Source organism: Pseudomonas sp. PDM03 (assembly GCF_014852385.1).
Taxonomy (GTDB): domain Bacteria; phylum Pseudomonadota; class Gammaproteobacteria; order Pseudomonadales; family Pseudomonadaceae; genus Aquipseudomonas; species Aquipseudomonas migulae.
This window is the reverse complement of the sequence record NZ_JACVBM010000007.1, coordinates 48,349-71,145: the sequence shown is the minus strand read 5'-3', so window position 1 is coordinate 71,145 and position 22,797 is coordinate 48,349. Positions and strand designations below refer to the sequence as shown.

General features: G+C 59.7%; 19 protein-coding genes. 6 read left to right on the top strand and 13 right to left on the bottom strand.

The window, feature by feature from the left end; translation table 11 throughout:
- Positions 1 to 10 precede the first annotated feature (10 nt).
- Both IB254_RS12690 and IB254_RS12685 read right to left on the bottom strand, forming a co-directional pair.
- Complete coding sequence (locus IB254_RS12690; RefSeq protein ID WP_192417505.1) at positions 11 to 790, bottom strand: molybdopterin-dependent oxidoreductase; 780 nt, start codon at positions 788 to 790, stop codon at positions 11 to 13.
- On the bottom strand, positions 787 to 1,395 hold the full coding sequence (locus tag IB254_RS12685; protein WP_192417504.1) for a cytochrome b/b6 domain-containing protein: 609 nt from the start codon (positions 1,393 to 1,395) through the stop codon (positions 787 to 789). The genes IB254_RS12690 and IB254_RS12685 overlap by 4 nt, the downstream gene beginning before the upstream one ends.
- A 189-nt stretch (positions 1,396 to 1,584) precedes the next feature.
- Between IB254_RS12685 and IB254_RS12680 the strand changes: the two genes are divergently transcribed.
- The gene (locus IB254_RS12680) at positions 1,585 to 2,520 is read left to right on the top strand and encodes a class I SAM-dependent methyltransferase (protein WP_192417503.1); all 936 of its coding nucleotides are present in this window, start codon (positions 1,585 to 1,587) and stop codon (positions 2,518 to 2,520) included.
- 116 nt (positions 2,521 to 2,636) lie between these two features.
- Here IB254_RS12680 and IB254_RS12675 read toward each other — a convergent pair whose 3' ends face one another.
- Positions 2,637 to 3,410, bottom strand: a complete 774-nt coding sequence (locus IB254_RS12675; protein ID WP_192417502.1) for a helix-turn-helix transcriptional regulator — start codon at positions 3,408 to 3,410, stop codon at positions 2,637 to 2,639.
- A gap of 111 nt (positions 3,411 to 3,521) precedes the next feature.
- On the opposite strand from IB254_RS12675, the gene IB254_RS12670 reads away from it, so the two are divergent.
- Together IB254_RS12670 and IB254_RS12665 are read left to right on the top strand one after the other, a co-directional pair.
- Positions 3,522 to 4,625 (top strand): polyamine ABC transporter substrate-binding protein, encoded by a 1,104-nt coding sequence (locus IB254_RS12670; protein ID WP_192417501.1) that lies wholly within the window; start codon positions 3,522 to 3,524, stop codon positions 4,623 to 4,625.
- 127 nt (positions 4,626 to 4,752) lie between these two features.
- Positions 4,753 to 5,868, top strand: a complete 1,116-nt coding sequence (locus IB254_RS12665; RefSeq protein ID WP_192417500.1) for a P1 family peptidase — start codon at positions 4,753 to 4,755, stop codon at positions 5,866 to 5,868.
- Positions 5,869 to 7,539: 1,671 nt separating this feature from the next.
- Here the strand turns inward: IB254_RS12665 and IB254_RS12660 are convergent.
- The gene (locus IB254_RS12660) at positions 7,540 to 8,157 is read right to left on the bottom strand and encodes a TetR/AcrR family transcriptional regulator (protein ID WP_008034573.1); all 618 of its coding nucleotides are present in this window, start codon (positions 8,155 to 8,157) and stop codon (positions 7,540 to 7,542) included.
- A gap of 162 nt (positions 8,158 to 8,319) precedes the next feature.
- Between IB254_RS12660 and IB254_RS12655 the strand changes: the two genes are divergently transcribed.
- Positions 8,320 to 8,760: a hotdog fold domain-containing protein gene (locus IB254_RS12655; RefSeq protein ID WP_008034574.1), complete on the top strand. Its 441-nt coding sequence runs from the start codon at positions 8,320 to 8,322 to the stop codon at positions 8,758 to 8,760.
- A gap of 159 nt (positions 8,761 to 8,919) precedes the next feature.
- On the opposite strand, the gene IB254_RS12650 is transcribed toward IB254_RS12655, so the two are convergent.
- Positions 8,920 to 9,612: a GNAT family N-acetyltransferase gene (locus IB254_RS12650; protein WP_008034576.1), complete on the bottom strand. Its 693-nt coding sequence runs from the start codon at positions 9,610 to 9,612 to the stop codon at positions 8,920 to 8,922.
- Positions 9,613 to 9,962: 350 nt separating this feature from the next.
- Between IB254_RS12650 and IB254_RS12645 the strand changes: the two genes are divergently transcribed.
- Positions 9,963 to 13,346 carry an Ig-like domain-containing protein gene (locus IB254_RS12645; RefSeq protein WP_192417499.1) on the top strand — a complete coding sequence of 1,128 codons (3,384 nt, stop codon included), beginning with the start codon at positions 9,963 to 9,965 and terminating at the stop codon, positions 13,344 to 13,346.
- A 270-nt stretch (positions 13,347 to 13,616) separates the two neighbouring features.
- On the opposite strand, the gene IB254_RS12640 is transcribed toward IB254_RS12645, so the two are convergent.
- From IB254_RS12640 to IB254_RS12625, 4 genes are all read right to left on the bottom strand, one after another.
- Positions 13,617 to 16,112: a TonB-dependent siderophore receptor gene (locus IB254_RS12640; protein ID WP_192417498.1), complete on the bottom strand. Its 2,496-nt coding sequence runs from the start codon at positions 16,110 to 16,112 to the stop codon at positions 13,617 to 13,619.
- A 300-nt stretch (positions 16,113 to 16,412) separates the two neighbouring features.
- The gene (locus tag IB254_RS12635) at positions 16,413 to 17,342 is read right to left on the bottom strand and encodes a FecR family protein (RefSeq protein WP_192417698.1); all 930 of its coding nucleotides are present in this window, start codon (positions 17,340 to 17,342) and stop codon (positions 16,413 to 16,415) included.
- A 26-nt stretch (positions 17,343 to 17,368) separates the two neighbouring features.
- Positions 17,369 to 17,914: a sigma-70 family RNA polymerase sigma factor gene (locus IB254_RS12630; protein WP_008030859.1), complete on the bottom strand. Its 546-nt coding sequence runs from the start codon at positions 17,912 to 17,914 to the stop codon at positions 17,369 to 17,371.
- Between the two features lie 120 nt (positions 17,915 to 18,034).
- Complete coding sequence (locus IB254_RS12625; RefSeq protein ID WP_192417497.1) at positions 18,035 to 18,604, bottom strand: YceI family protein; 570 nt, start codon at positions 18,602 to 18,604, stop codon at positions 18,035 to 18,037.
- A 203-nt stretch (positions 18,605 to 18,807) separates the two neighbouring features.
- Here IB254_RS12625 and IB254_RS12620 point away from each other — a divergent pair, with 203 nt between their 5' ends.
- Entirely contained in the window at positions 18,808 to 19,566 is a 759-nt protein-coding gene (locus tag IB254_RS12620) for an SDR family oxidoreductase (RefSeq protein WP_192417496.1), read from the top strand.
- Between the two features lie 72 nt (positions 19,567 to 19,638).
- Here the strand turns inward: IB254_RS12620 and IB254_RS12615 are convergent, their stop codons facing one another.
- The 4 genes from IB254_RS12615 to IB254_RS12600 all read right to left on the bottom strand — a co-directional run bounded on the left by IB254_RS12615 (position 19,639) and on the right by IB254_RS12600 (position 22,457).
- Positions 19,639 to 20,091 (bottom strand): Ohr family peroxiredoxin, encoded by a 453-nt coding sequence (locus IB254_RS12615; protein WP_008040597.1) that lies wholly within the window; start codon positions 20,089 to 20,091, stop codon positions 19,639 to 19,641.
- Positions 20,092 to 20,160: 69 nt separating this feature from the next.
- Positions 20,161 to 20,613 carry an Ohr family peroxiredoxin gene (locus IB254_RS12610; RefSeq protein ID WP_192417495.1) on the bottom strand — a complete coding sequence of 151 codons (453 nt, stop codon included), beginning with the start codon at positions 20,611 to 20,613 and terminating at the stop codon, positions 20,161 to 20,163.
- A gap of 323 nt (positions 20,614 to 20,936) precedes the next feature.
- Complete coding sequence (locus tag IB254_RS12605) at positions 20,937 to 21,596, bottom strand: phosphoribosyltransferase (RefSeq protein ID WP_192417494.1); 660 nt, start codon at positions 21,594 to 21,596, stop codon at positions 20,937 to 20,939.
- Positions 21,597 to 21,809: 213 nt separating this feature from the next.
- Entirely contained in the window at positions 21,810 to 22,457 is a 648-nt protein-coding gene (locus IB254_RS12600) for a hypothetical protein (RefSeq protein ID WP_008040595.1), read from the bottom strand.
- Positions 22,458 to 22,797: the final 340 nt, after the last annotated feature.

Genomic DNA, 22,797 nt, shown 5'->3' with positions numbered 1-22,797 from the left:
GCGGGTACCGTCAGCTGCCACCGAACCAGTTGTAGCCCTGGTCTTCCCAGTAGCCACCGCTGTAGGTGTTGCTGACGAAAATCGCCTGAATATGTTTGGGGTTTTTGTAGCCGAGCTTGGTGGGCATGCGCAGCTTCATCGGGAAGCCGTATTCACGCGGCAGCACCGCGCCGTCATAGGTCAGCGCCAGCAACGTCTGCGACTGCAGCGCGGTGGCCATGTCGATGCTGGTGTAGTAATCGTCGGCGCATTTGAAACCGACATATTTGGCATCGGTGTCGGCGCCGACCCGTTTGAGGAAATCGCTGAACCGCACGCCGCCCCAGCGCCCGATCGCGCTCCAGCCTTCGACGCAGATATGCCGGGTGATCTGTTCGTTCTGCGCCATCGCGCGCAACTCTTCGAGGCGCCAGCTGCGCTTGTCGGCGACCAGTCCGGTGACTTCCAGTCGATAGCTTTCTTCCTCTACAGTCGGTGCCTCGTCGATGCCGTAGAAGGCATTGAACGGAAACGGCCGTGTGATCATTGATGCCGGATAGGTCGGTGCCAGTGCATTGGGATTGAACAGCCAGCCCTGCACCCGATCATTGAACCGCGACATGGATGACAACGCAGTCTCGACGCTATCGTTGTCGGTCAGGTTGCAGCCCGACAACATGGCCACGCCACCGAGGGTCAGCCCACGCATCAGGAACGAGCGGCGCGAGCGGTCTTCGATCTGCGGCGCAATGATTTTCCGGGCGTCTTTGAGGATGGATGACTCATCCAGGCCTTCGATGGACTTTTTCATACGGGCTCCTTGCGACCGATAATCATGGCCAGCAGCGTTTTGGGAACGAGCGCGACCATCACCAGATGCACCGCGACAAACGCCACCAACAGCGCCATCGCGATGAAATGCACATGCCGCGCCGCTTCGTAACCGCCGAATAATTCACGCAACAACGGAAACTGGAGGGACTTCCACAACACCAGCCCGGAGACCACCAACAGCGTGATATCGAGCATCACGAACAGGTAAGCCAGCCGTTGCACCTGGTTGTAATGACTCAAGTCGGCATGCCCCAGCCGCCCGCGTAATGCGGCCCACAGGTCCTGCAGAACACCTTTGGGCGACACCGGGAAAAAACGTCGAGAAAGACGACCACTGACGAGGTTGATGATCAGGTAGACAAGGCCGTTGATGGCGAGAAACCACATCGCCGCGAAATGCCATTGCAACGCCCCACCGAGCCAGCCGCCCAGCGTGATGCCCTTGGGAAAACTGAAGTCGTAAAGCGGCGATGCGTTGTAGATGCGCCAACCGCTGGTGACCATGACCAGCACCGCCAGGGCGTTCAGCCAATGGGTCAGGCGCAGCCAGCGCGGATGGGATGAAGCAGGTATCGGCGACATGATCGGCTCCCGGCGGTTGTTGTTATTCGTTGGAACCGAGTATGGGAGCCGACAGATCGCCAAATCCTCACGTAAAGTTAAATTAACCGTGATAACTCAGGCCCCTGCTCCTACAGGGAATTGGGTTGTCAGCCCAAGGAGTGCATTTGTGGTTAAAATGCCGCCCCCTCAAATGACCGACACCGCCCGATGAACTCAGATGCGCTCACCACCCTCCACGACCATCTGCTGACCGCCCTGGCCGCGGCCCCCGCAGAAACCCGCCGACTGTTCCACGGTCGCGGACGGTGCTGGCCGGGGCTGGAGCAATTGACCGTCGACTGGCTGCAGGGCGTGGTGCTGGTGTCGCTGTTCAAGGAGCCCGAAGCGGCGCAACTCGATGAGCTGAAACTGCGGCTTATGGAAATCACCCGGTCACCCGAGTGGACGCAATCCGGCGCACATACCCTGGCGCTGCAACATCGCTACCTGCTGCAAAGCACCACCGAATGGCTGGTCGGGGAAGTCATCGATGACATGACCATCACCGAGGGAGGCCTGCGTTATCGCGTGGACCTGGGCCGCAAGCAGAACACCGGGCTGTTCCTCGACATGCGTTACGGCCGCGACTGGGTGCGCGCCAATGCCGAGGGCAAGCGCGTATTGAACCTGTTTGCCTACACCTGCGGTTTTTCCGTGGCGGCCATCGAGGGCGGTGCCGAACATGTGGTCAACCTGGACATGTCCAGCCCGGCCCTGAACCGTGGCCGCGACAATCACCGGCTCAACAGCCACGACATGAGCAAGGTGAGTTTCCTCGGCCACGACCTGTTCAAGTCCTGGGGCAAAGTGATCGGTAAAGGCCCTTATGACCTGGTGATCATCGATCCGCCGTCCTTCCAGAAAGGCAGTTTTCTGCTGACCAAGGATTACCAGCGCGTGCTGCGTCGGTTACCGGAGTTGCTCACGCCACAGGGCACGGTGCTGGCCTGCATGAACGACCCGGCGTTTGGCGCGGATTTCCTGATTGATGGCGTCATGCGCGAGGCGCCGAGCCTGCGGTTCGAGCAACGGCTGGAGAATCCGCCGGAGTTTCCGGATGCGGATGTCGAGTGCGGGTTGAAGGCGTTGGTGTTTCGGCAGTAACACCGCGCCGCGCCCATCGCGAGCAGGCTCGCTCCCACAGTTGACCGCATTCCAATGTGGGAGCGACGGTGCGACGATTCGACCTGCTCGCGAAGGCGATTGAACATCCAACGCATCTATCGCGGCTGCAACACCAACGCAAACAACTCCCCATGCCCGTTCACGTTGAGCTTGTGATAGACGTTGCGCCGATGCACTTTCACCGTTTCCGGTGAGATCCCCAATTGCTGGGCAATCGCCTTGCTTGAAAAGCCCTGAAGAATCAGGCGCGCCGTTTCGATTTCACGCACCGTCAAACGCGCATCGAAGCGATCCAGCAACGTCGCCAGATCCCCGGCCACGGCTTCGGCAACCTGGCCTTCTGGCGGCATCAATTGCAGGTGACGGCGCATCGCCGCCAGCACCCAGTCACGCACACAAAGCAGACAGCCCTGCTCTTCCAGGGTAAAACGCGTCGAACGACCGAGTGACAAACCAAGCACAGAGTCTTCGACGTTGATCATGAACTGCAGCTCGTCGTCGCCCACCACCGAGCGGAAGTAACTCAGGTAGTACTCGCTCTGCTGAAACTGGTCCGGCGCCAGCGATTCGAGGCTGTGCAAGCCATCGGCAATGCCTGCACACGCGGCCTGATAAAACGGATCGAGCAGGTACATGCCGGCGCTGTAACCGGCCAGTTCCTCATGCTCGTCGGCGCTGCCCTTGGCGTCGAAATCGATCAGCAGGCGCGGCACTCGCCCCGGCCTCATCACCGCAACCAATGCGTTGTCCAGCGGCACCAGCAACCGCAGCGTGTCGACCAGTGCGCGCCAGAAACCGTCCCGGCCCAACGCGCCAAACACCCGCGCCAGGCCCTGGTGCACCGGCAACTCTTTCAGCAACGCGTCCACGCTCTACCCCTTTCGAGTAACCCATGATGGGAATGGGTGAGTCCCCGGCCTGCCGATACGCTGCAAGCACCTGTTCATCACCGGCCTGCAGCAGGCCAGGAGTGCCGCATCATGAGTTGTCGCCTTCAACAGATCAATCTCGGGTTGAGCGCCTGTTTGTGCGTTTCGCTGTCGGCGTTTGCTGCCGAAGGCCCGACGGTTCACGTTTACAACTGGTACGACTACATCGGTCCCAACACCCTGCACGACTTCAAGCGCGACACCGGGATCGAGCCGGTTTACGACACCTTCGACAGCGCCGAAGTGCTGGAAGGCAAACTGCTCACCAGCCGCAGCGGCTACGACGTGGTGGTGGCCAGCAACTTCAGCCTGCCGACCCTGATCAAGGCCGGTGCCCTGGCACCATTGCCCCACGCGCAGATGCCTGACTTCAAAAACATGGATGCTGACCTGCTGGCGAAACTGGCCAACAACGATCCGGGCAATCAGTACGCCGTGCCGTATCTGTGGGGCACCAACGGTATCGGCTACAACGTCGATAAAGTCCGCGCCGCGCTGGGCGACAAGGCACCGGTGGATTCCTGGGAACTGGTGTTCAACGAAGCCAACCTGGCCAAACTCGGCCAGTGCGGCGTGGCCATGCTCGACTCGCCGTCGGAGATGCTGCCGGTGGCCCTGCACTACCTCGGCCTGCCGCCCAACAGTACCAATCCCGAGGACTACAAAAAGGCCGAAGCGCTGCTGCTCAAACTGCGTCCGCACATCGCCTATTTCAACTCGTCGAAATTCATCAGCGACCTGGCCAACGGCAACATCTGCGTCGCGGTGGGTTGGTCCGGCGCGATGCTGGAAGCCAAGACCAACGCCGAGCAGGCCAACAATGGCGTGAAGATCGCCTACAGCCTGCCGAAGGAAGGCGCGCCGGTGTGGTTCGACACCCTCGTGTTGCTCAAGGACGCGCCGCACCCGCAGCAGGGTCTGGCCTTCATCGACTACCTGATGCGCCCTGAAGTGATTGCCCCGGTCAGTGATCACCTCAACTACCCCAACGGCAACCGTAGCGCCACGTCGCTGGTGGCCGAAGCGACTCGCAATAACCCGGCGGTGTACCCGTCCGCGCAAGCCTTGGCCACGTTATTCACCCTCCAGCCGCTGCCGCCGGCTACCGAACGCGTGCGTACGCGGATCTGGAGCAAGGTCAAAAACGGTCAGTGAACCCGCTTTTGTAGGAGCCGGCTTGCTGGCGATGGCGTCCTCAAGAGCGCTTCGCCAGCAAGCCGGCTCCTACAGGTTCGAATGCCTCCAGTTATTTTTCTGCCAGGAATTGAAGATGAGAGAAACAATGAAACCACGTGCCCGCGACCTGAACCTCCAGTTCGGCCAACTGCAACCCGGCCCGCTCAATGCCATCACCGATGTGCCCGGCGTGCGGGTCGGCCACAGTGATGTGCGAGGTCGCACCGCCAACGGTCGCGACATCCTGACCGGCGTCACCGTGATCGAGCCGCGTGCCGGTTCCACCAGCCAGCAACCGTGTTTTGCCGGCGTCCATGTGCTCAACGGCAACGGCGACGCCACAGGTCTGGAATGGATCCGCGAAGCGGGCCTGCTCACCAGCCCGATCGCCTTCACCAACACCCACAGCCTGGGCGTGGTGCGCGATGCATTGATTGTGCTGGACCGCGAACAGCAACCGGACGACGGGCGACTTTACTGGAACATGCCGGTGGTGCTGGAAACCTTCGACGGCTTGCTCAACGACATCAACGGTTTCCACGTCAAACCCGAGCACGTGGCCCAAGCCCTGCGCACGGCGACAAGCGGGCCGGTGAAAGAAGGTGCGGTGGGTGGCGGCAGCGGCATGATCTGTCACGAATTCAAAGGTGGCATCGGCACCGCTTCGCGACGTTTGAATGCCGGCCAGGGTGGCTGGACGGTGGGGGCCATCGTCCAGGCCAACCACGGCATCCGTAACGAATTACGCGTCGACGGTTACCCGGTCGGGCGCTATATGGAAAAGGCTGACTCACCATTCCTCAAGGCATCGTTGCCGCATCCGGGCATGGGTTCGATTGTGGTGTGCCTGGCCACCGATGCACCGTTGCTGCCACATCAATGCACCCGCCTCGCCCAGCGCGCCAGTCTCGGTCTGGCGCGGACCGGTGGCGGTAACGAAGACCACAGCGGCGATATCTTCATTGCCTTTGCGACCGGCAACGATGTGCCACCGGCTGCTTATGAGAGCAAGAAGGCGCCGACAACCGAGAACCTGAGCATGGTCAACAACGACCACATCAGCGAGTTGTTCCTTGCCGCTACCGAAGCCGTGGAAGAAGCAATCATCAACGCCCTGCTGGCCTGCGACACCGCCGAGGGCAATGGCCATGCGGTGCCGGGGCTGGACGCCGAAACACTGCTCAACGCCTTGCGCCGTGCGGGCTGGCCGGGACGCGACTAGCGGTACTTGAGTGCCAAACTCCATCTTCCTACGATGATTCTACGCAGCCGTTTGTTTGCTCAACTCGAGCGGTTGCGTAGGTGGTGAGTGATCTGAACCCCTACCAAGCTCACCGCCTGTTTCACGTGCATCTTGAGCCTCAAGGGCTCTACTTTTTCCCCATCAAAGAGCCTTGAGGCTCTTTTTTTTTGCATGGGTGACAGACCAGAAAAAGCCCGGCATCTGATCTTAGTCATGCTGTTCAATTGTGATTTTTTTTGGATTGGATGGGGGGGTATATCCGTTGCTGCGGTGATGGCGGCTATTGGTTTCGCCCTTACGGCGAGTCACTTGGAAGAGCCCCAAGTAACCAAGGGCTTTTGCCCTTTTCGTTCGGTGCCTCGCTAATGCTCGGCATGCCCTCGCTCCGGTCCTGCTCCGTGGGCCCGCCGCCATCGGCCATCCATGGCCGGGGGCGGCTAACCCGGCATCCATGCCGGGTTGCCCACTGCGCAGAACCTCCACTCGGCCTCTCGAGGGGGCGTGTACCTCAAGATCAAAAGCGGAAGGCGAGCTAACGCTCGGCCTGATGAGTGGTGAAAATCAAAAGCATACGCGCCCCTTGTAGGAGCCGGCTTGCTGGCGATAGCGGTGGGTCAGTCGACGCATTTATCGCCTGAAAGGACGCCATCGCCAGCAAGCTGGCTCCTACAAGGGAAATGCAGATGTGTCTGGATAAATACGATCAACTGTAGGAGCCGGCTTGCCGGCGATAGCGGTGGGTCAGTCGACGCATTTATCGCCTGAAAGGACGCCATCGCCAGCAAGCTGGCTCCTACAAGGGAAATGCAGATGTGTCTGGATAAATACGATCAACTGTAGGAGCCGGCTTGCTGGCGATAGAGGTGGGTCAGTCGACGCATTTATCGCCTGAAAGGACGCCATCGCCAGCAAGCCGGCTCCTACAAGGGAAATGCAGATGTGTCTGGATAAATACGATCAACTGTAGGAGCCGGCTTGCTGCGGGCGGCGTTCCGACGATAGCGGTGGGTCAGTCGACGCATTTATCGCCTGAGAGGACGCCATCGCCAGCAAGCTGGCTCCTACAAGGGAAATGCAGATGTGTCTGGATAAATACGATCAACTGTAGGAGCCGGCTTGCTGCGGGCGGCGTTCCGACGATAGCGGTGGGTCAGTCGACGCATTTATCGCCTGAAAGGACGCCATCGCCAGCAAGCCGGCTCCTACAAGGGATCGGTGTACATGTCCGGAATGGTGAACGCAGCAGTGAAGGAGTACGCGTACGCAAATGAGCCAGGTCGGCTTTCAGGCCGCCTCGGCGGCTGTGGCGGTAGTCGCCCCCTCGAGAGGCCGAGTGGAGGTTCTGCGCAGTGGGCAACCCGGCATGGATGCCGGGTTAGCCGCGCACGGCCAAGGATGGCCGATCGCGGCGGGCCCACGGAGCAGGACCGGAGCGAGGGCATGCCGAGCCTAGGCGAGGCACCGAACGAAAGGGGCAAGAGCCCTTTGGTTACTTTGGGGCTTTTCCAAAGTGACTCGCTGTAAAAGCGAAACCATTAGTGACCATTACCGCAGCAACGGATATGCCCCCATTCAAAACCTCCCATTAGCGCATGCCCTCCCTGAACCCAAGTGAACAGCATTACCGCATCAGACCAGGCTTTTTGCAGGTCAACCGCCGGAAATCGATCGCCACGCAGCCTGAGCAAGCTCGTCCCTGTAAACCTTCGGACTGCCCTTCACCCGGCCCGATAACCAAGTCCTGCAATAGTTGTCTGCCTGACCAATAATCAGCGACAGCATCAATTCAGCCGGAAAACCTTTCAATTCATCGCCTCTGGCCGAATCCGACAGCCATTCCAGCAATTGCTTGTTGCGCATCTTGTTACGGGTAGCCAGTTCGTCCTTCAAAGGCCCCTTGGTGACAGCAAATCGCGCGTGGTACTGGAAACGCGCCCATTCGGGTTGGCTGTCGACCCAATCCACGTAACTGTGCACCAGCGCATACACGCCCTCTTGCGTGGTTTTCGCCTCGCTCAAATAACTGTCGCGCAGCCTGGCCTGATCATCCAGGGCAGTGAAAAACAGCGCGGCGACCAACCCTTCCTTGTTCCCGAAGTGGTGATAAATCGCACCCACGCTGGTGTCGCATTCGGCGCGGATCATTTCAATGGTCGTGGCTTCGATCCCCTGTTCGTTGAACAGGGCGAGGGCCTTTCGAAAAATATCGCGCTTGAGTTCGGCGCGTCTTCCGGGGTAGCAGCGCTCGAGTAAATCTGACGTTTCCATGCTCAACACAGTCCCAAAAAATCGATGGAGAAGGCAGATGACTGCCATCGGACACGTGGCGACAGGTTGACAGATTTCCCGCCGACAGAATACTGTTCCGTCACAGAATATTATTCTGTAACGGAACACAATTCTGTTTTAAACCCCTCAGAGAGGTTTCAAATGAGTCAGTTTCTCAGCATGTTCAACAGCGTGGGCCCGCAAGCATTCAGCAAAATGGCCTGCCAGGTTGCGCCCTACTTCAGCACCATCAACCCGCTGGTCACGGAGTTGCGCAAAGGCTGCGCGACGGTGCAGGTGCCGTTCGCCAAGGAAATCACCAACCACTTGGGCACCGTGCACGCGATCGCGATGTGCAATGCGGCTGAATTGGCGGCGGGAATGATGACCGACGTGTCAATTCCCGAAGGCGCACGCTGGATTCCAAAAGGCATGACAGTGGAGTACCTGGCGAAGGCAAAAACCGACGTGACGGCGGTGGCCGATGGGGGTTCCGTGGACTGGACCACGGAAGGCGACAAGCTCGTGCCGGTGGATATTCACGACGTCGAAGGGAAGAAGGTGTTCACGGCGCGGATCACCATGAACGTGAAGCTTTCTTAAACGCTGACCGATTGGCCTCAGTGAACGCAAAACAACTGTAGGAGCGAGCCTGCTCGCGATAGCGGTGGTTCATTCAATATCAATATCGACTGGTCCGACGCCATCGCCGGCAAGCCGGTCTCACTCCTACAGTTGATCGATTTGACTGGTGGGGCGCGGTCAGCGCGGCGACTCGCCCAACCGCTCGCGGACAAATTCATTGGCCTTGTGCGTCAATTGATCCAGATGCCGGTCACGCTGTTTTTCCGCATCAAGCATCGCCCGCTTGCCGTGCTTTTGCAGCAGGTACGTATGAATCTGCCGCACCTCCAGCGAGCTGTAGATCGACGCCACGTCGAGCAGCCCCATCAACCCGTCAGAGCGATGATCGCGGGTGTTCATCAACACCTGCGTACCGCGCGTGCCCAGCACCTGAAAGCCCATCGATTCAAACCACGGCACCTTGGCCACCGCGCAGGTCAGCTCGGCATGCGGATAGCGGCCGACCATTTCCCGCAGCATCCGCCGCGCCACGCCCTGACGCCGATGGCCGGCCTGCACCGCCATGTATGCGACGCCGCACGCCTCGGGATCGTCCTTGATCGGCAGGTACAGCAAGAAGCCGATGACCTGTTCCGGATCGTCCACATCGGTCGCGACCAGTAACTCCACCGCCACCCCTTTCGCCCCGTTCAGCGCCTCCAGATAGAGGTGAACCTCATAGCCGATCGCGTACTGGTAAACGTTGTACAACAGGTTGCTCGGCGGGATGGCGACCATGCTGATGTCGGTCAGGTTATCGACCACCATCTGCAGAATCTGGCTGGTGAGGTGCTCGGGGCACGGAGTTTTGAAATGGGTGATCTGGGGCATTGAGGCTCTGCTCTGACTCTGGCGGCGGACGCGCCTATCATAACGCGCCGACGAGACCGCGGTGGCGTGTCAGTTGACAGTCATGCCGAGTGACTATGGAAATCAACTGTAGGTGCCGGCTTGCCGGCGATGAGGCCAGCGGCAACACCTCCTCACCGGGCGGGTCAATGGGGAATAACACCCTCCCCAAGACTGAGGAATATCCCCCAACTGTTAGCTCTCGTTAACACTTCCCACGCATCTCATTGAACCTAACGCGATGATTTATCTAACAATCTCGTTAGTGGCTCAGCTTTTGCGTCGATTTTTGCGCATGTGTCGACACCACGACACGCCCCCAGAGAACCACCATGAAAAGCTCAGCTCCTGTGAACAAGTCTCCCGGCTTTTTCCGGGCGCTGGGCATTACTTTGGTGATGCTGATGACTTTCAGCCTGTCTGCGGTGAATGCTGCTCCACTCGATGATTTCGGGCCACCGTCTCCGACTGATCCGTCAGCCTTCCATAACCCGCCTGCCGACCCTGCGGCAGCCCTGGAAGCACTGAAAAACCTGCCCCCGGCCAATCAAGGAGCCCAGGCCTTGCCCAACGGCGTGTTCGGCGACCGAAACACGCCGCGTGCCGACAACATACTGCCGCCCGCCGCGCAGACGTCGTTCAACTACCCCACCAACGGCAAACCCAGCCCCTTGTTCGGGGCCGAACCATTCACTCAACAACTGCTGCTGTTCGAAGAGTTCGGCTCGGAAACACTCGACCCGACTACCCCGCCGCAGACGCTGACATTCCCCGTGCCAACCCTCGGCCCGGCGCCCCAGCAGGATCCGAACAACGTCGCTCGCAGCGGCCCGTCGAGTGCAGCACTCGAAGCCTTCATGCGCCAGCCGGGGTTGTCCCCGTTTCCCTCGCAGTTTTCCAATGTACTGGACCGCAACCCGTGGAAAGCGCAGATCGAAGCCTTCCTCAACCGGCATCCGGTGGGCTCGCCGGCGGAGGGTCGGCCACCGGGAAAAGGCTGGTCGCATCAACGCTGGAACGAGTTCTTCCCACAGGTTCAGTTCAAGACAGTTCAAGCCGGTGCCAGAACCAATCAGGGCCTGCGTGACGCCCAACAATTGCACCACTACAACAAGGGTGAATTCGCCCCTGGCGGGCTCTACTACCAAACCTCGGACATCCCGGCGACAGCGGGCACCACTCGCGGTATCGACGTGCGTTTTCATTCAAGAATGCCGGTGCAGAATCACAACTCGCTGTGGACGTTCGACGGCACCGTGCCGGCAAAACTGCTGATGGTCCGCTACGGTCAAGCGTTGCTGATGCGCCATTACAACGCCCTGCCAATCGACCCCGCAGCCAACGCCGGGTTTGGCCTGCACACCCTCAGCACCCACGAACACAATGGGCACTCGCCGGCTGAAAGCGATGGCTTTACCAATGCATTTTTCTTTCCGGGGCAGTTCTACGATTATCGCTGGCCGCTGCAACTGGCCGGCTACGACACGATCAACACCAAGGCGCAGGATCCGCGTGCAGCCTTCCCCTGCTCACCGGGCGAAAAACTCTTCGTCAACGATGTCAGTCCGGGCCTCAAGACTTGCGAAAACGGCAGCATAAAAATCCGTGGCGACTGGCGCGAGACCATGAGCAGCCACTGGTTCCACGACCACATGCTCGATTTCACCGCGCAGAATGTCTACAAGGGCAATGCGGCAATGATGAATTACTACAGCGCTGTGGATCGCGGCAACGAAGCGATCGAGGACGGCGTCAACCTGCGTTTTCCCAGCGGTGCGGCAATGCCTTGGGGCAACCGCGACTATGACGTGAACCTGCTGATCGCCGACAAGGCCTGGGACCAGAACGGCCAGTTGTGGTTCAACCCGTTCAACACCGACGGTTTTCTCGGGGATCAGATGCTGGTCAACTGGCAGTACCAGCCGAGCCTGAAAGTCCGCGCGCGCAGCTATCGTTTGCGCATTCTCAACGGCTCGGTGTCGCGCTATTTCAAGCTGGCGCTGGTACGGGAAATCAGCGGCAATGGCGGTGAATTTCCGGGGCCTGCCGGCTCTGGGGTTTCCTATAATCGGGTGCCGTTCCACCTGATTGCCAACGACGGCAATATCATGGAACACGCCGTGCCGTTCGACGGCAGCATGGACCTGGATGGTGACGGCGACAAGACGAATAACAATGCGATCCTGCCATCCATGGGCATCGCCGAACGTTTCGACATCATCGTCAACTTCTCGAAAAACGGGATCAAGGTCGGCGACAAACTGTACTTCGTCAACCTGCTGGTGCACGAAGACGGCAAAGGCCCGGAAGAGCCCGCCCCCCTGGCTGACGTGCTGTCCGAGAAGTACAAGGCCGTCCTCAAGCAAACCAGCAAAGGCCCGAAATGGGACAGGGGCGACCCGGTGGTTGGCAAATTCCTGCAACTGCTGGTTCAGCCCTACAGCGGTCAGGACGTGGCCATGGACCCGGCAGCCTTTGTGCCTGGCGGCAAGACGATGATCCCGTTGCCCATCGATCGCAACACCCCGAATGACCAGGCCAGGCTCAACGTGGCGCGGCATCGGGAGTTCATTTTCGGTCGCTCCGATGGCACCGATGAAGCACCTTGGACGATCAAGACCGATGGCGGCCTAGGATTTCCCATGGACCCGCGCCGCATCAGTGCCGCACCGCAACTGGCCACCGGCCCCACGGACGCCGGGTTCTCCGGCGACGGCACCCTCGAAGTGTGGAAAATCAAGAACGGCGGCAATGGCTGGAACCACCCGGTGCATGTGCATTTCGAAGAAGGCGTCATTCTCAGTCGCGACGGCAAGGCACCGCCGGAATGGGAAAAATGGGCACGCAAGGACGTCTTTCGTATCGGCGAAGGCATCGACAGTTCAGTGGATGTCGACGTGGCGCTTCAATTCCGCGAGTTCGCCGGCACTTACATGGAGCACTGCCACAACACTCAGCACGAGGACACGTCGATGCTGCTGCGCTGGGATTCCGAGCATCCGGGGCAGTTCCAGTTGATGCCAACGCCGATACCGGGTTGGGACGGCGTCACCTTCGTCAACTCCGTGGCACTGCCGACTTTCCGCACTGGCGTTGACGGCGATGATAATGAAGGCCCGAACAAAAAACCCGTGGCCAACAATGACAGCGCCACGAGCAGTAACGGCCTGCCAGTGACCATCAGCGTGCTCGCCAACGACACCGACCCGGACGGTAACCTGCCGCTCAAGGTTGTCGGCCTGACCCAGCCGGATTCGGGCCAAGGCTCCGTCAGCACCGACGGCATTCGAGTGTTCTATATGCCACCGACCATTGTTGCGGCGCCGTTCACTGCGGTGTTTACCTACGAAGCCAGTGACAACCTTGGCGCCGTCTCGGACAAACCGGCGACGGTGTCCGTGGCGGTCAGCGCTGCGGCGGCGGTGAATGAAACATTGTTGGTCACCCGCGCTTCCGTCAACGTGCGCAGCAACAATCGCTATACCTGGGACGTGACCGGGACGACCTCGCGGGCAGCGGGCAACAGCATCACCGTCAGTGCGTCGACCACGGGCGGCCAGCTCAATCTGGGAACCGCGACGCTCACGCCGAACGGTACGGGTGCACGCTGGAGACTGTCCGTCAGCACCACCGGCAACGGCCCGACACCGAGCCCGACCATCACCGTTCGCTCAGCGCTCGGGAAGACCGTTACAGCGCCTGTTGCCGTGCATTAAAACGGCCACGCTTTGACGTCTGGTCAGTGACATCGCGCCGCCTGGATCGCCAGCAAGCCGGCTCCTACAGGTTCGGTGGTGTGTCAGGTGAATACAGATCCTTGTAGGAGCCAGCTTGCTGGCGATGGGGCTTGCGCGGTGTATCAGATACGCCGCCATCGCTGGCAAGCCAGCTCCTACAGGTTCGGTGGTGTGTCAGGTGAATACAGATCCTTGTAGGAGCCGGCTTGCTGGCGATTCAGGCGACGTGGTGTGTCAGCTCAGCGGGTGTTACCACTGATACGTCGCGCTCGCCTGAACGGTGCGCTGTGCGCCATACCAGCACCACGAGTAGGAATAGCACGACGCCACGTACTCTTTGTTGGCCAGGTTGCTGGCGTTCACCGCCAGGCGCAGGTTGTCCTTGAGGCTGTTGATGTGCGGGATGTCGTAGTGCACCGCCGCATCCAGCAGCGTGTAACCCGGGACCTTCAGTGTGTTGGCAGTGTCGCCCCAGGAGGAACCGACGTAACGCGCCCCGCCGCCGACACCGAAGCCTTTGGCGACGCCGTCGTGGAAGGTGTAATCCGCCCAGACCGAGGCCGTATGACGCGGCACGCCATAGTTGGTGGTGCCTTTCGCCGACACTGCCGGGCCGACGGCGATGTCGGTCAGCGGCGCGTAGCTCACGGTGCTGTTGGACTTGGTGATGCGGTTGTCCAGATAAGCGTACGCGGCGGTGATGTCCAGGTTGTCATTCAGGCTGGCCTTGCCTTCGAGTTCGAAACCACGGGAACGCACTTCACCGCTCTGTTCCTGGCAACGCCCGGTGCCGCACAGGTGCGTCGGATCCGGATCAAGCGTCGGCACGTTGCTTTGGCGCAGGTCGAAGACCGACGCGGTGATAAAGCTGTTGCTGCCCGGTGGCTGGTACTTGATCCCCACTTCGTATTGCTGGCCCTCGGTCGGTTTGAACACCGAACCACCATAGCCGGTGCCCGACTGCGGTTCGAAGGATTCGGCGTAGCTGATGTACGGCGACAGGCCGTTATCGAACAGATAGACCAGCCCCACGCGACCGGTGAACGCCTCGCTGTCCAGAGAGGTTTTGGTCTTGACGTTGTTGCGCAAAGTCATCGAGCTGTTGTTGTTGGTCGCCCAGTCGTAGCGCCCCCCCATCAGCAACACCCACTTGTCCCATTTGATCTGGTCTTGCAGGTACAAGCCCTTCTGCTGGTTACGCTGCGTCGCGTCGGTGGTGAACGCCGGTGTGACGACCGGAACACCGTAGACCGGGTCAAAGATATCCAGCGTCGGCCCCGTGCCGAAACCGGACTTGGTATCCGTGCTGGTGTTCTGATAATCGCCACCCAACAGCACCGTGTGTTGCACCGGTCCGGTGTCGAATCTGGCCTGCACCTGGTTATCCAGGGTGTAGGCATCCAGGTCGACGTCTGTGGCAATGGTCGACCGGTTGGAGGTGCGGTAATCGGCGCGCAGGTTGCTGTTGTAGAGGCTGCGATAAACGCCTTCGCTGCGCAGGTAACGCGCGTTCTGACGTATGGTCCAGACGTCGTTGAGGTGATGTTCGAACAAATAACCGATGGAGAAATACTCGCGGTCACTCTTCTCGAAATCCTTGTCGCCGTCATAGAAATCGACATCGATGTCACGCCCGGTCGGGCTGTGCAACACCGAGCCCCACGCCGGCGTCGAGCCGTACGAAGCCGCCTTCGGGTCTTTCTGGAAATGCCCCAGCAACGTCAGCGACGTGTCATCGCTCGGGCTCCAGGTGAACGCCGACGAAATGGACTGACGCTGGGTTTCGGTGTGTTCCAGTTGACCATCGGCCTCGTCGTACAGACCGGCCAGGCGATAGGAGTAAACGCCCTGGTCGTCGAGCGGGCCGCTCAAATCGAAGGTCGTGCGTTTCTTGTCGAAGGTGCCGTACTCGACGCCGATTTCATGGAACGGCGTATCCAGCGGCCGCTTGCTGACCATGTTCACCACACCGCTGGGGCTGGCTTGCCCGTACAGCACCGACGACGGCCCGCGCAAAACGTCCACGCGCTCCAGATCAAACGAGTCTTTTTGCGGCGAGGCATCGCGACTGCCCGGCATGCGCAAGCCGTCCAGATACACGGCCGGGGAAAAACCACGGATGGTCATCTGATCCAGTCGCGAGGCGGTAGAGCCACGGGTTTCGGGAATCACACCGGCGGTGTAACGCAAGATCTGGTTGAGATTCTCCGCGCCCTGGGCCCGCATCTGGTCCTTGGTGACCACGGAAATCGACTGCGGTGTTTCGTTCAGCGCCGTATCGGTCTTGGTCGCCGACAGCGCGCGCGTCGCGACATAACCCGCCACCGGGCCGGTCGGACTTTCGCTCGCATACGCGCCGTTGATATTGGTGGCCTGCAACTCCAGAGAACCTTCGACCGCCTCGGGCGCAGGTTCGATGCGATAGCGCGTGGCCGACAGCGCGATGGCGTTGAGACCGCTGCCCTGAAGCAATTGGGCAAGTGCGTCGCCGGTGCTGAATGGTCCGCTCAGGCCATTGCTGCGTTTACCGCGCGTCAAGGCAGGGTCGAAGGCCAACACCAGATCCGCCTGCTCGGCCAGGCTGTTCAGCGCCTGACTCAAATCCCCGGCCGGGATCGAAAAACTGCGGACAGCACTGGTGTGTGAACCCGCGACCGGCAATTCGGCAGCCAGCAGCGGCGCCGCGACAAAAGCCATCGCCACTGAAAGCGCCAGTGGGTGCAACGGACGAGCAAAGCGAGACATGAGAAATCCTGCGAAATGGAAGGCGTTACTAACCATGACGGCCATGTCGGAAAAACAGACAATGAATGCGAGCGATTTGCATTAATATTTTTTAGAACCCCCGAAACCCTGTAGGAGCGAGCCTGCTCGCGATGGCGGTGGGTCAGGCAGACCGTGTCGTCTGATTCGCCAGCAAGCCGGCTCCTACAGGTTGGGGTGAAACGGTATTGATGCCTTCCTCAACCTTGCCAGCGATGGCGGTGGGTCAGGCAGACCGTGTTGCCGGGATCGCCAGCAAGCCGGCTCCTACAGGTTGGGGTGTCAGAGGGGTTTGATCACCACCAGCAGATTGGTGAAGTGCTCGACCTGGATCGGCAGGTTGTCCGCCAATGTCGCGAGTGCAGCATCGGTGTCGTCGAGGCGGAACACGCCGGAGACGCGCAGCCCTTGCAGCGCCCGTTCGTCGTAGCGCACCAGGCCCCGTCGGTAACCGGCGAGGGCCTGAAGCACTTCGCTCAAGGGGCGGTCATCGACTTTGAGCAAGCCCCGGGTCCACGCATCCGGGTGGGCGTTGCCGATGGGTTGCGGTGCTTGCTCCCGGCCCTCTCTGAGGGTGGTTTGCTCGCCCGCCGCGACGTTCACCGCCTCGGCGCCGTTGGCTTTGGCGGCAACGACAGACTCCAGCACACTGACCACGGTCGAACCATCGGCTGCGCGTTTCACCAGATAGCGCGTGCCCAGTGCCGTCGCCGTCCCCTGATCAGTGCGCACCACAAACGGACGCCGGGCGTCCTTGGCCACCTCGACCCACATCTCCCCTTCCAACAACTCGATGACGCGCTGCTGGCCGTCGAACTTCACGTCCAGCGCCGAATGACTGTTGAGCTGAATATGGCTGCCGTCCGAAAGCACCACCTCGCGCCGCTCGCCCACGCCGGTACGTTGATCGGCGAGCCATACCGGCATGTTGTCCAGGCCGATCCAGCCACAGACCAACACACCCAGCAGCGCAATCGCCTGGGCGCCACGGCCCAACACTCTCGGGCCCGGCCGGGCAAAGGCATGTTTGAGGGCAACGCGTGCGGGGGCGGCAGGCAGCTCGTCAAAACCGCCCCACAAAGCCCGCATGCGCTCCAGGGCGAGCGCGTGGCGCGGGTCGGCTTCGCACCAGACATCGAAAGCCACGCGTTCGGCGTCGGTAGCCAAATCGTCGTGCAACAACGTCAGCCAGTAAGCCGCCTCAAGGATCATCTGCTCGGAGGGTGGTTGGATGTTCGTCACGACGGCTGTTCCGCCCCGTACAAAGTGTTGTAGCAATGGACGAGCGCACCAGCGACGTAGTTCTTGACCGTGCTGGCGGACACTTTCAGTTCAATCGCGATCTCGCTGTAGGTAAGGCCGTCGAGCCGGCTGAGCAGGAACGCCTCACGGTTCTTGTCTGGCAACCCGGCGAGCATCACGGCGATTTTTTCCAGCGCTTCAAGCGCCACATGGATCGCTTCGGGGTCGGGCATGCCGGCGTCATGCGCCTGGATCGCCAGCGCCTCGAGGTACGCCTGCTCGATCCGCCGGCGTCGGGCGCCATCGATCAACAAGCGCCCCGCCATGGTCGCCAGAAACGCCCGCGGCTCTTTGATGGTGTGAGGCTCGGCGAGGGTGAGCACGCGAATGAACGCGTCATGGGCCAAATCGGCCGCACGTTGCGAACAGCCGAGTTTTTTCCGTAGCCAGCCATGCAACCAGGAATGGTGATCGCTATAGAGGTCGGTGAAGGTCCGCCGACGACGGGCAACGTCGTCATCAGCCACGGAAAAATCGCGCATACGCAAAAATTTCTCAAATAAGAAAGATTACCAGTAGCGCGAACGATGACAGTAAAACCATGGCAGAGCAAGCGACGAAAAGTCGCTGTGATTCAGAACACTGCGCAGCACGCTGAACAGCTATTGCTCCGGCGCAACCATCCGGAACCTGATGTTGATATCGTCGGAAACCACCGTATCCCCCCACTCGCCTTCACCGATTTTGAAGTCGCTGCGCTTGAGCGTCAGCTGGCCATCGAATATGCCGATGGCTTTCTGGGACTTCAGCAAGACCGGCACTTGCACCGTGCGCGTTATTTTCTTGAGGGTGAGATTGCCGGTGATCAAGTAACGGTTGTTGCTCAACGCTTTTACAGCAGTCGATTCAAATGTCGCCTTCGGATAAGTGGCCGTGTCGAACCACGCGGGCTTTTTCAGCTCTTCGTTGGCGTCACTGCTTCCGGCATCGATGCTGTCGAGTTCGATCGTGAGCACGGCGTGGGCTGCCGAGGGGTTCGCCGTGTCGAAATCCAGCGTGCCTTCGAACTTGCCGAACGTGCCGTAGACCCGTGAGCTGAACTGCTTGTAGGTGAAAGAGATCGTGCTGGCGGTCTCATTCACCTGCTTGTATTCGATGGCATTGGCGCACGGCAACACGCCGAGCGTGAGCGCGACAAGCACGGCGGCGGAACGCGGGAAACGAAGGTTCATGGGATTCTCCGGCAGGACGCCCTGGTGCAGTGAAGTGCTGCACACAGAGGCCAGCCACAGGTGGACTAAAGCAAAAAATCGCCGTTTGCGCCATGGGTGCACCGGCGGCCCGACCACCTGTCGCGCAACTTCGTTACCCGCCGGATGCCTGAGTCATGCAGGTGTTTAATGAGTGTTCCATTCACCGCAACGGGAGACGCGTCATGAAAATCGTCGTCATCGGAGGGACTGGACTGATCGGCAGTCAACTGTGCAAAAACCTGCGGGCACTGGGGCATGAAGCGCTGGCAGCGTCACCGAGTACCGGCGTCAACGTCATCAGTGGCGAAGGACTGAAGGAAGCCTTGAAAGGCGCAGACGTGGTGGTGGACGTGGCGAACTCGCCCTCATTCGAGGATCACGCGGCGTTGCACTTTTTCGAAACGGCCGGGAAAAACCTGTTCGCGGCGGAGAAAGCCGACGGCGTCAAACACCATGTTGCGCTGTCAGTGGTCGGCACTGAGCGCATGCTCGAAAGTGGTTACTTCCGGGCGAAAATGGCTCAGGAAAAACTCATCAAACACTCGGGCATTCCTTACACGATCCTGCGCGCCACGCAGTTCTTCGAGTTCATCGGTGCCATTGCCTACTCGGGTCGCGAAGACGGCAACACCATCCACCTGACCCCTGCCGCGCTGCAACCGATTGCCTCGCTCGATGTCGCCACGGCGCTGACCGATATCGCCTTGAAAGCGCCAGACAACCAGACCCTGGAAGTCGCCGGACCGGATCGCAGGCCAATCGTTGAATTCGTGAACCAATACCTGCGGCACATCAAAGATCCGCGCGAGGTCGTCGCGGATGACACGGTTCCTTACTTCGGTGCGCCCATCAACGATCAGTCACTGACGCCTGGGGCGAATCCGATCATGGGTGCGACACGTTTTGAACATTGGCTGAAGAGCAGATTGGCGCCCAATTGACGTTTATCGATGTTGCCCGGGCCGGCGGCCGGTTCGACTCGCCTGGCGAAGTCGAACCGGTCGTGCGGTGCATCACTCGGTGATGACGTTCAACGTCACGTCGATGTTGCCGCGGGTGGCTTTGGAGTACGGGCAGATCTCGTGGGCGCCATGCGCCAGTTTCGTTGCGACCTCGTTCGACAGGCCCGGTACGCGCAAGGTCAATCGCCCCTGGATGAAGTACGCCTGGCCGGTCTGGCCCAAATCAACTTCGATGTCTACCGCCGTGTCGGCCGGCAGTGTCACGTTCAGCTCCTTGGCCACCAGGCCGACGGCGGCGCTATAGCAGGCCGACCAGGCACCGGAGAACAATTGCTCGGCGGTCGGGTGCGGCAGAATGTTCGAAAACTGGTGCGCCGGTTTTGCGCTGCCGGGCGAGGACAGCACGATGTCGAGGTTGCCGTTGTGGCCGCGCGACGTGTTGCCGGCTGCGCTAGGGGTGGTGTGGGTTTTGCCGGTGGCCAGGACTTTTTCGATCTTGCTCATGATGAATGCTCTCAATTGGGGATTTGTTTTTCGCGTGCGCTTTTATCGCACGCGATGCTTTGACAATAATTAAACGGTGAGGACGTTCAGTGCCACATCAATATTGCCGCGTGTTGCTTTCGAGTATGGGCAGATCTGATCAGCGGTGTGCGCCAGCGTGGTGGCGATGTCGTGTGGCAGGCCAGGTACGCGCAGGGTCAAACGAGCCTGAAGGAAGTAGGCCGGGCCGGTTTGCCCCAGATCGACTTCGATGTCGACGGAGAAGTCCGCTGGCAGCACCACGTTCAAATCATTAGCCACCAGACCGACGGCAGCGGTGTAGCACGCCGACCATGCACCGGCGAACAGTTGCTCGGCAGCCGGGTGCGGCTGGGTGCCGGCAAACACATGAGCAGGTTTGGCGCTGCCGGGTGTCGACAGGGTGATGTCGAGGCTGCCGTTGTGGCCGCCGGATGTATTGCCGGCAGTGCTGGCGGTGGTGTGGGTTTTGCCGGTGGCCAGGACTTTTTCGATCTTGCTCATGGGGTGAATCCTCGATATTGCGATAGGTTTGATTTAGTGTCGCATTCGATTGTGTCGCATGCGATTAATGAATATTCACGCAGATGCCGGTGGGTGTCAATAGGTGGTTAGCGAGTTCTGCGACGAGCGGTGTAAACCGTGAGGCCGCCATCGCCAGCAAGCCGGCTCCTACAAGGATCGGGTTTACACGCGGACATTGTAGGAGCCGGCTTGCTGGCGATGGCGGCCTCAAGATCAACGCAACTTCCAGCCAAAAAAATTGGGCCACCCCGTAACGGATGACCCATCTCTCAAACCCCAAATGTTTACGTCGCCCCACTCCCCTACCGCTGCCACGCCCGCGCCAACAACCTGATGACCTCGGCATCCGCAGTCTGGGAAAAATCCACGTACCAATGCCCAATCGACATGAACCAATCAGCAGTGATCGGGCACACCAACTCGTCCACCTCACCGCGTAGCGCCTCCGCCGTTTCAACCGGCGCCACCGGCACCGCGACGACAATGCGCGCCGGCGCCTGTGCGCGCACCGCGTGAATCGCCGCCCTCATCGAAGCGCCCGTCGCCAGGCCATCGTCAATCAGAATCACCACCTGATCCTTGAGCTGCACCGGCGCACGCGTTCCGCGATACACCTGTTCACGCCGCAGCAGTTCGCGGGTTTCCCGTGCGACCACGGCCTCGAACGTTGCCTGATCAATCGGGTGTGCCCGCAGCGTATGCTCATTGAGGATTTGAATACCGCCGCTGGCAATCGCGCCCATCGCCAGCTCCTGATGGGTCGGAACGCCCAGTTTGCGCACCAGCATCAGGTCGAGGCGAACGTCCAGCGCGGTCGCCACTTCATACGCCACCGGCACACCGCCACGGGGCAAGGCGAGGACGATGACATCGGGACGATGCGCGTACTTGAGCAACGGCGCCACCAATCGCCGACCGGCATCGGCGCGGTCTTGCAGAATGGTTGTCGATGAAGGACTCATGTGGAAAACCTCCCCAGGCGACCACGCCTGTCGGTTTGCATCACCGTCACTCTGGATTGTCAGTCCGAAGGTGGACGACAGCAAGCCCGCCGGCCTACAACCACCACTCGACTTTCTGGAGCAACTTTTGACGCAAAAAAAAGAGCCACCCTGTTACGGGTGGCCCTCTTTTTAAAACCGGAGGTGTCCGGGAAGTTCAGCGAACGTTACAACTTAGCAAGCACTCGCAACAGCCCGCTGCGGCACCACATCGTCGTTCTGTTTTATCACTCGTTGAGTCAATGCCAGCATTGCCAGGAAACCCAGTGCAATCAACAGCGGATACGCCATCAACAGTTCAGAGAGTGAATACTTCCAGGCCAACGGGCGTCCGACGCCCAGCAGGGCCGCATACATCCAGGACACCGCCGACAGCGAGCCGCAGAACAGCGCCAGCATCCGAGCGCTAAACTCGAGCTTGAGCAGCGATCCGGCCTTTTGCATGGCTGGCAACACCAGGCGATGCAGCAAGATACCGTTGTACGTCAGCAACATGACAATGATCACTTTGGCTTGAAGTTTCGGGTTCATGAAGTACTCGACTCCCTTCTCCAGATAATCAATACCCACAATTGCAATACCGGTAACCCACAACGCAATCAATGCAACAACGACAGACGTCTGGAGACTTTCCAGATGCGCATTATCGTGTTCCGAAAACACCTTGCCCTTCAACAAGTTCTTAACCATGGCTATATCACTGGTCAACACCAAACCAATGGCAACACAACAGGCGACCAAGTGAGCATAAACAACACCCAACCGCACAAATTCCATACACTCTTTGTTTTCGACCAGACTCATAATTGTATTTATAGACACGGTACTTCTCCAACTGATTATACAGTGCGAATCATTAGTTCAGCGGGGCTCTAATCACGTGACAAGCCCTACGAGATCCGACTGATAAAAGACAAGCCAAATCAGTGATTTGGCGCGGCTGAACCGATTAATTTGCCCGGCAAATCAAGTTCGGTTATTTGTTGGCTCCTGAATTTCAGGTAAAAAAATCCTCATTTGCATTCAATGCATATGAGGTTCGGGATCCACTTCTCTTTCTGCAGCTGCAGGGGCGGGTCATGGCGACGCGCTGAAGTATCAGAGGGCATTAAAGCAAAAATGTTCATTTTTTGTGCAAACCACCGACAAACGGTTAGTTCAG

What these genes read in the sequence shown, in the direction of transcription:
- IB254_RS12685 (WP_192417504.1), bottom strand. Translation starts at nt 1,395, where the DNA reads ATGTCGCCGATACCTGCTTCATCCCATCCGCGCTGGCTGCGCCTGACC.
- IB254_RS12605 (WP_192417494.1), bottom strand. Translation starts at nt 21,596, where the DNA reads ATGAGTCCTTCATCGACAACCATTCTGCAAGACCGCGCCGATGCCGGT.
- IB254_RS12660 (WP_008034573.1), bottom strand. Translation starts at nt 8,157, where the DNA reads ATGGAAACGTCAGATTTACTCGAGCGCTGCTACCCCGGAAGACGCGCC.
- IB254_RS12610 (WP_192417495.1), bottom strand. Translation starts at nt 20,613, where the DNA reads ATGAGCAAGATCGAAAAAGTCCTGGCCACCGGCAAAACCCACACCACC.
- IB254_RS12680 (WP_192417503.1), top strand. Translation starts at nt 1,585, where the DNA reads ATGAACTCAGATGCGCTCACCACCCTCCACGACCATCTGCTGACCGCC.
- IB254_RS12665 (WP_192417500.1), top strand. Translation starts at nt 4,753, where the DNA reads ATGAAACCACGTGCCCGCGACCTGAACCTCCAGTTCGGCCAACTGCAA.
- IB254_RS12655 (WP_008034574.1), top strand. Translation starts at nt 8,320, where the DNA reads ATGAGTCAGTTTCTCAGCATGTTCAACAGCGTGGGCCCGCAAGCATTC.
- IB254_RS12640 (WP_192417498.1), bottom strand. Translation starts at nt 16,112, where the DNA reads ATGTCTCGCTTTGCTCGTCCGTTGCACCCACTGGCGCTTTCAGTGGCG.
- IB254_RS12615 (WP_008040597.1), bottom strand. Translation starts at nt 20,091, where the DNA reads ATGAGCAAGATCGAAAAAGTCCTGGCCACCGGCAAAACCCACACCACC.
- IB254_RS12645 (WP_192417499.1), top strand. Translation starts at nt 9,963, where the DNA reads ATGAAAAGCTCAGCTCCTGTGAACAAGTCTCCCGGCTTTTTCCGGGCG.
- IB254_RS12635 (WP_192417698.1), bottom strand. Translation starts at nt 17,342, where the DNA reads ATGATCCTTGAGGCGGCTTACTGGCTGACGTTGTTGCACGACGATTTG.
- IB254_RS12670 (WP_192417501.1), top strand. Translation starts at nt 3,522, where the DNA reads ATGAGTTGTCGCCTTCAACAGATCAATCTCGGGTTGAGCGCCTGTTTG.
- IB254_RS12650 (WP_008034576.1), bottom strand. Translation starts at nt 9,612, where the DNA reads ATGCCCCAGATCACCCATTTCAAAACTCCGTGCCCCGAGCACCTCACC.
- IB254_RS12690 (WP_192417505.1), bottom strand. Translation starts at nt 790, where the DNA reads ATGAAAAAGTCCATCGAAGGCCTGGATGAGTCATCCATCCTCAAAGAC.
- IB254_RS12630 (WP_008030859.1), bottom strand. Translation starts at nt 17,914, where the DNA reads ATGCGCGATTTTTCCGTGGCTGATGACGACGTTGCCCGTCGTCGGCGG.
- IB254_RS12625 (WP_192417497.1), bottom strand. Translation starts at nt 18,604, where the DNA reads ATGAACCTTCGTTTCCCGCGTTCCGCCGCCGTGCTTGTCGCGCTCACG.
- IB254_RS12620 (WP_192417496.1), top strand. Translation starts at nt 18,808, where the DNA reads ATGAAAATCGTCGTCATCGGAGGGACTGGACTGATCGGCAGTCAACTG.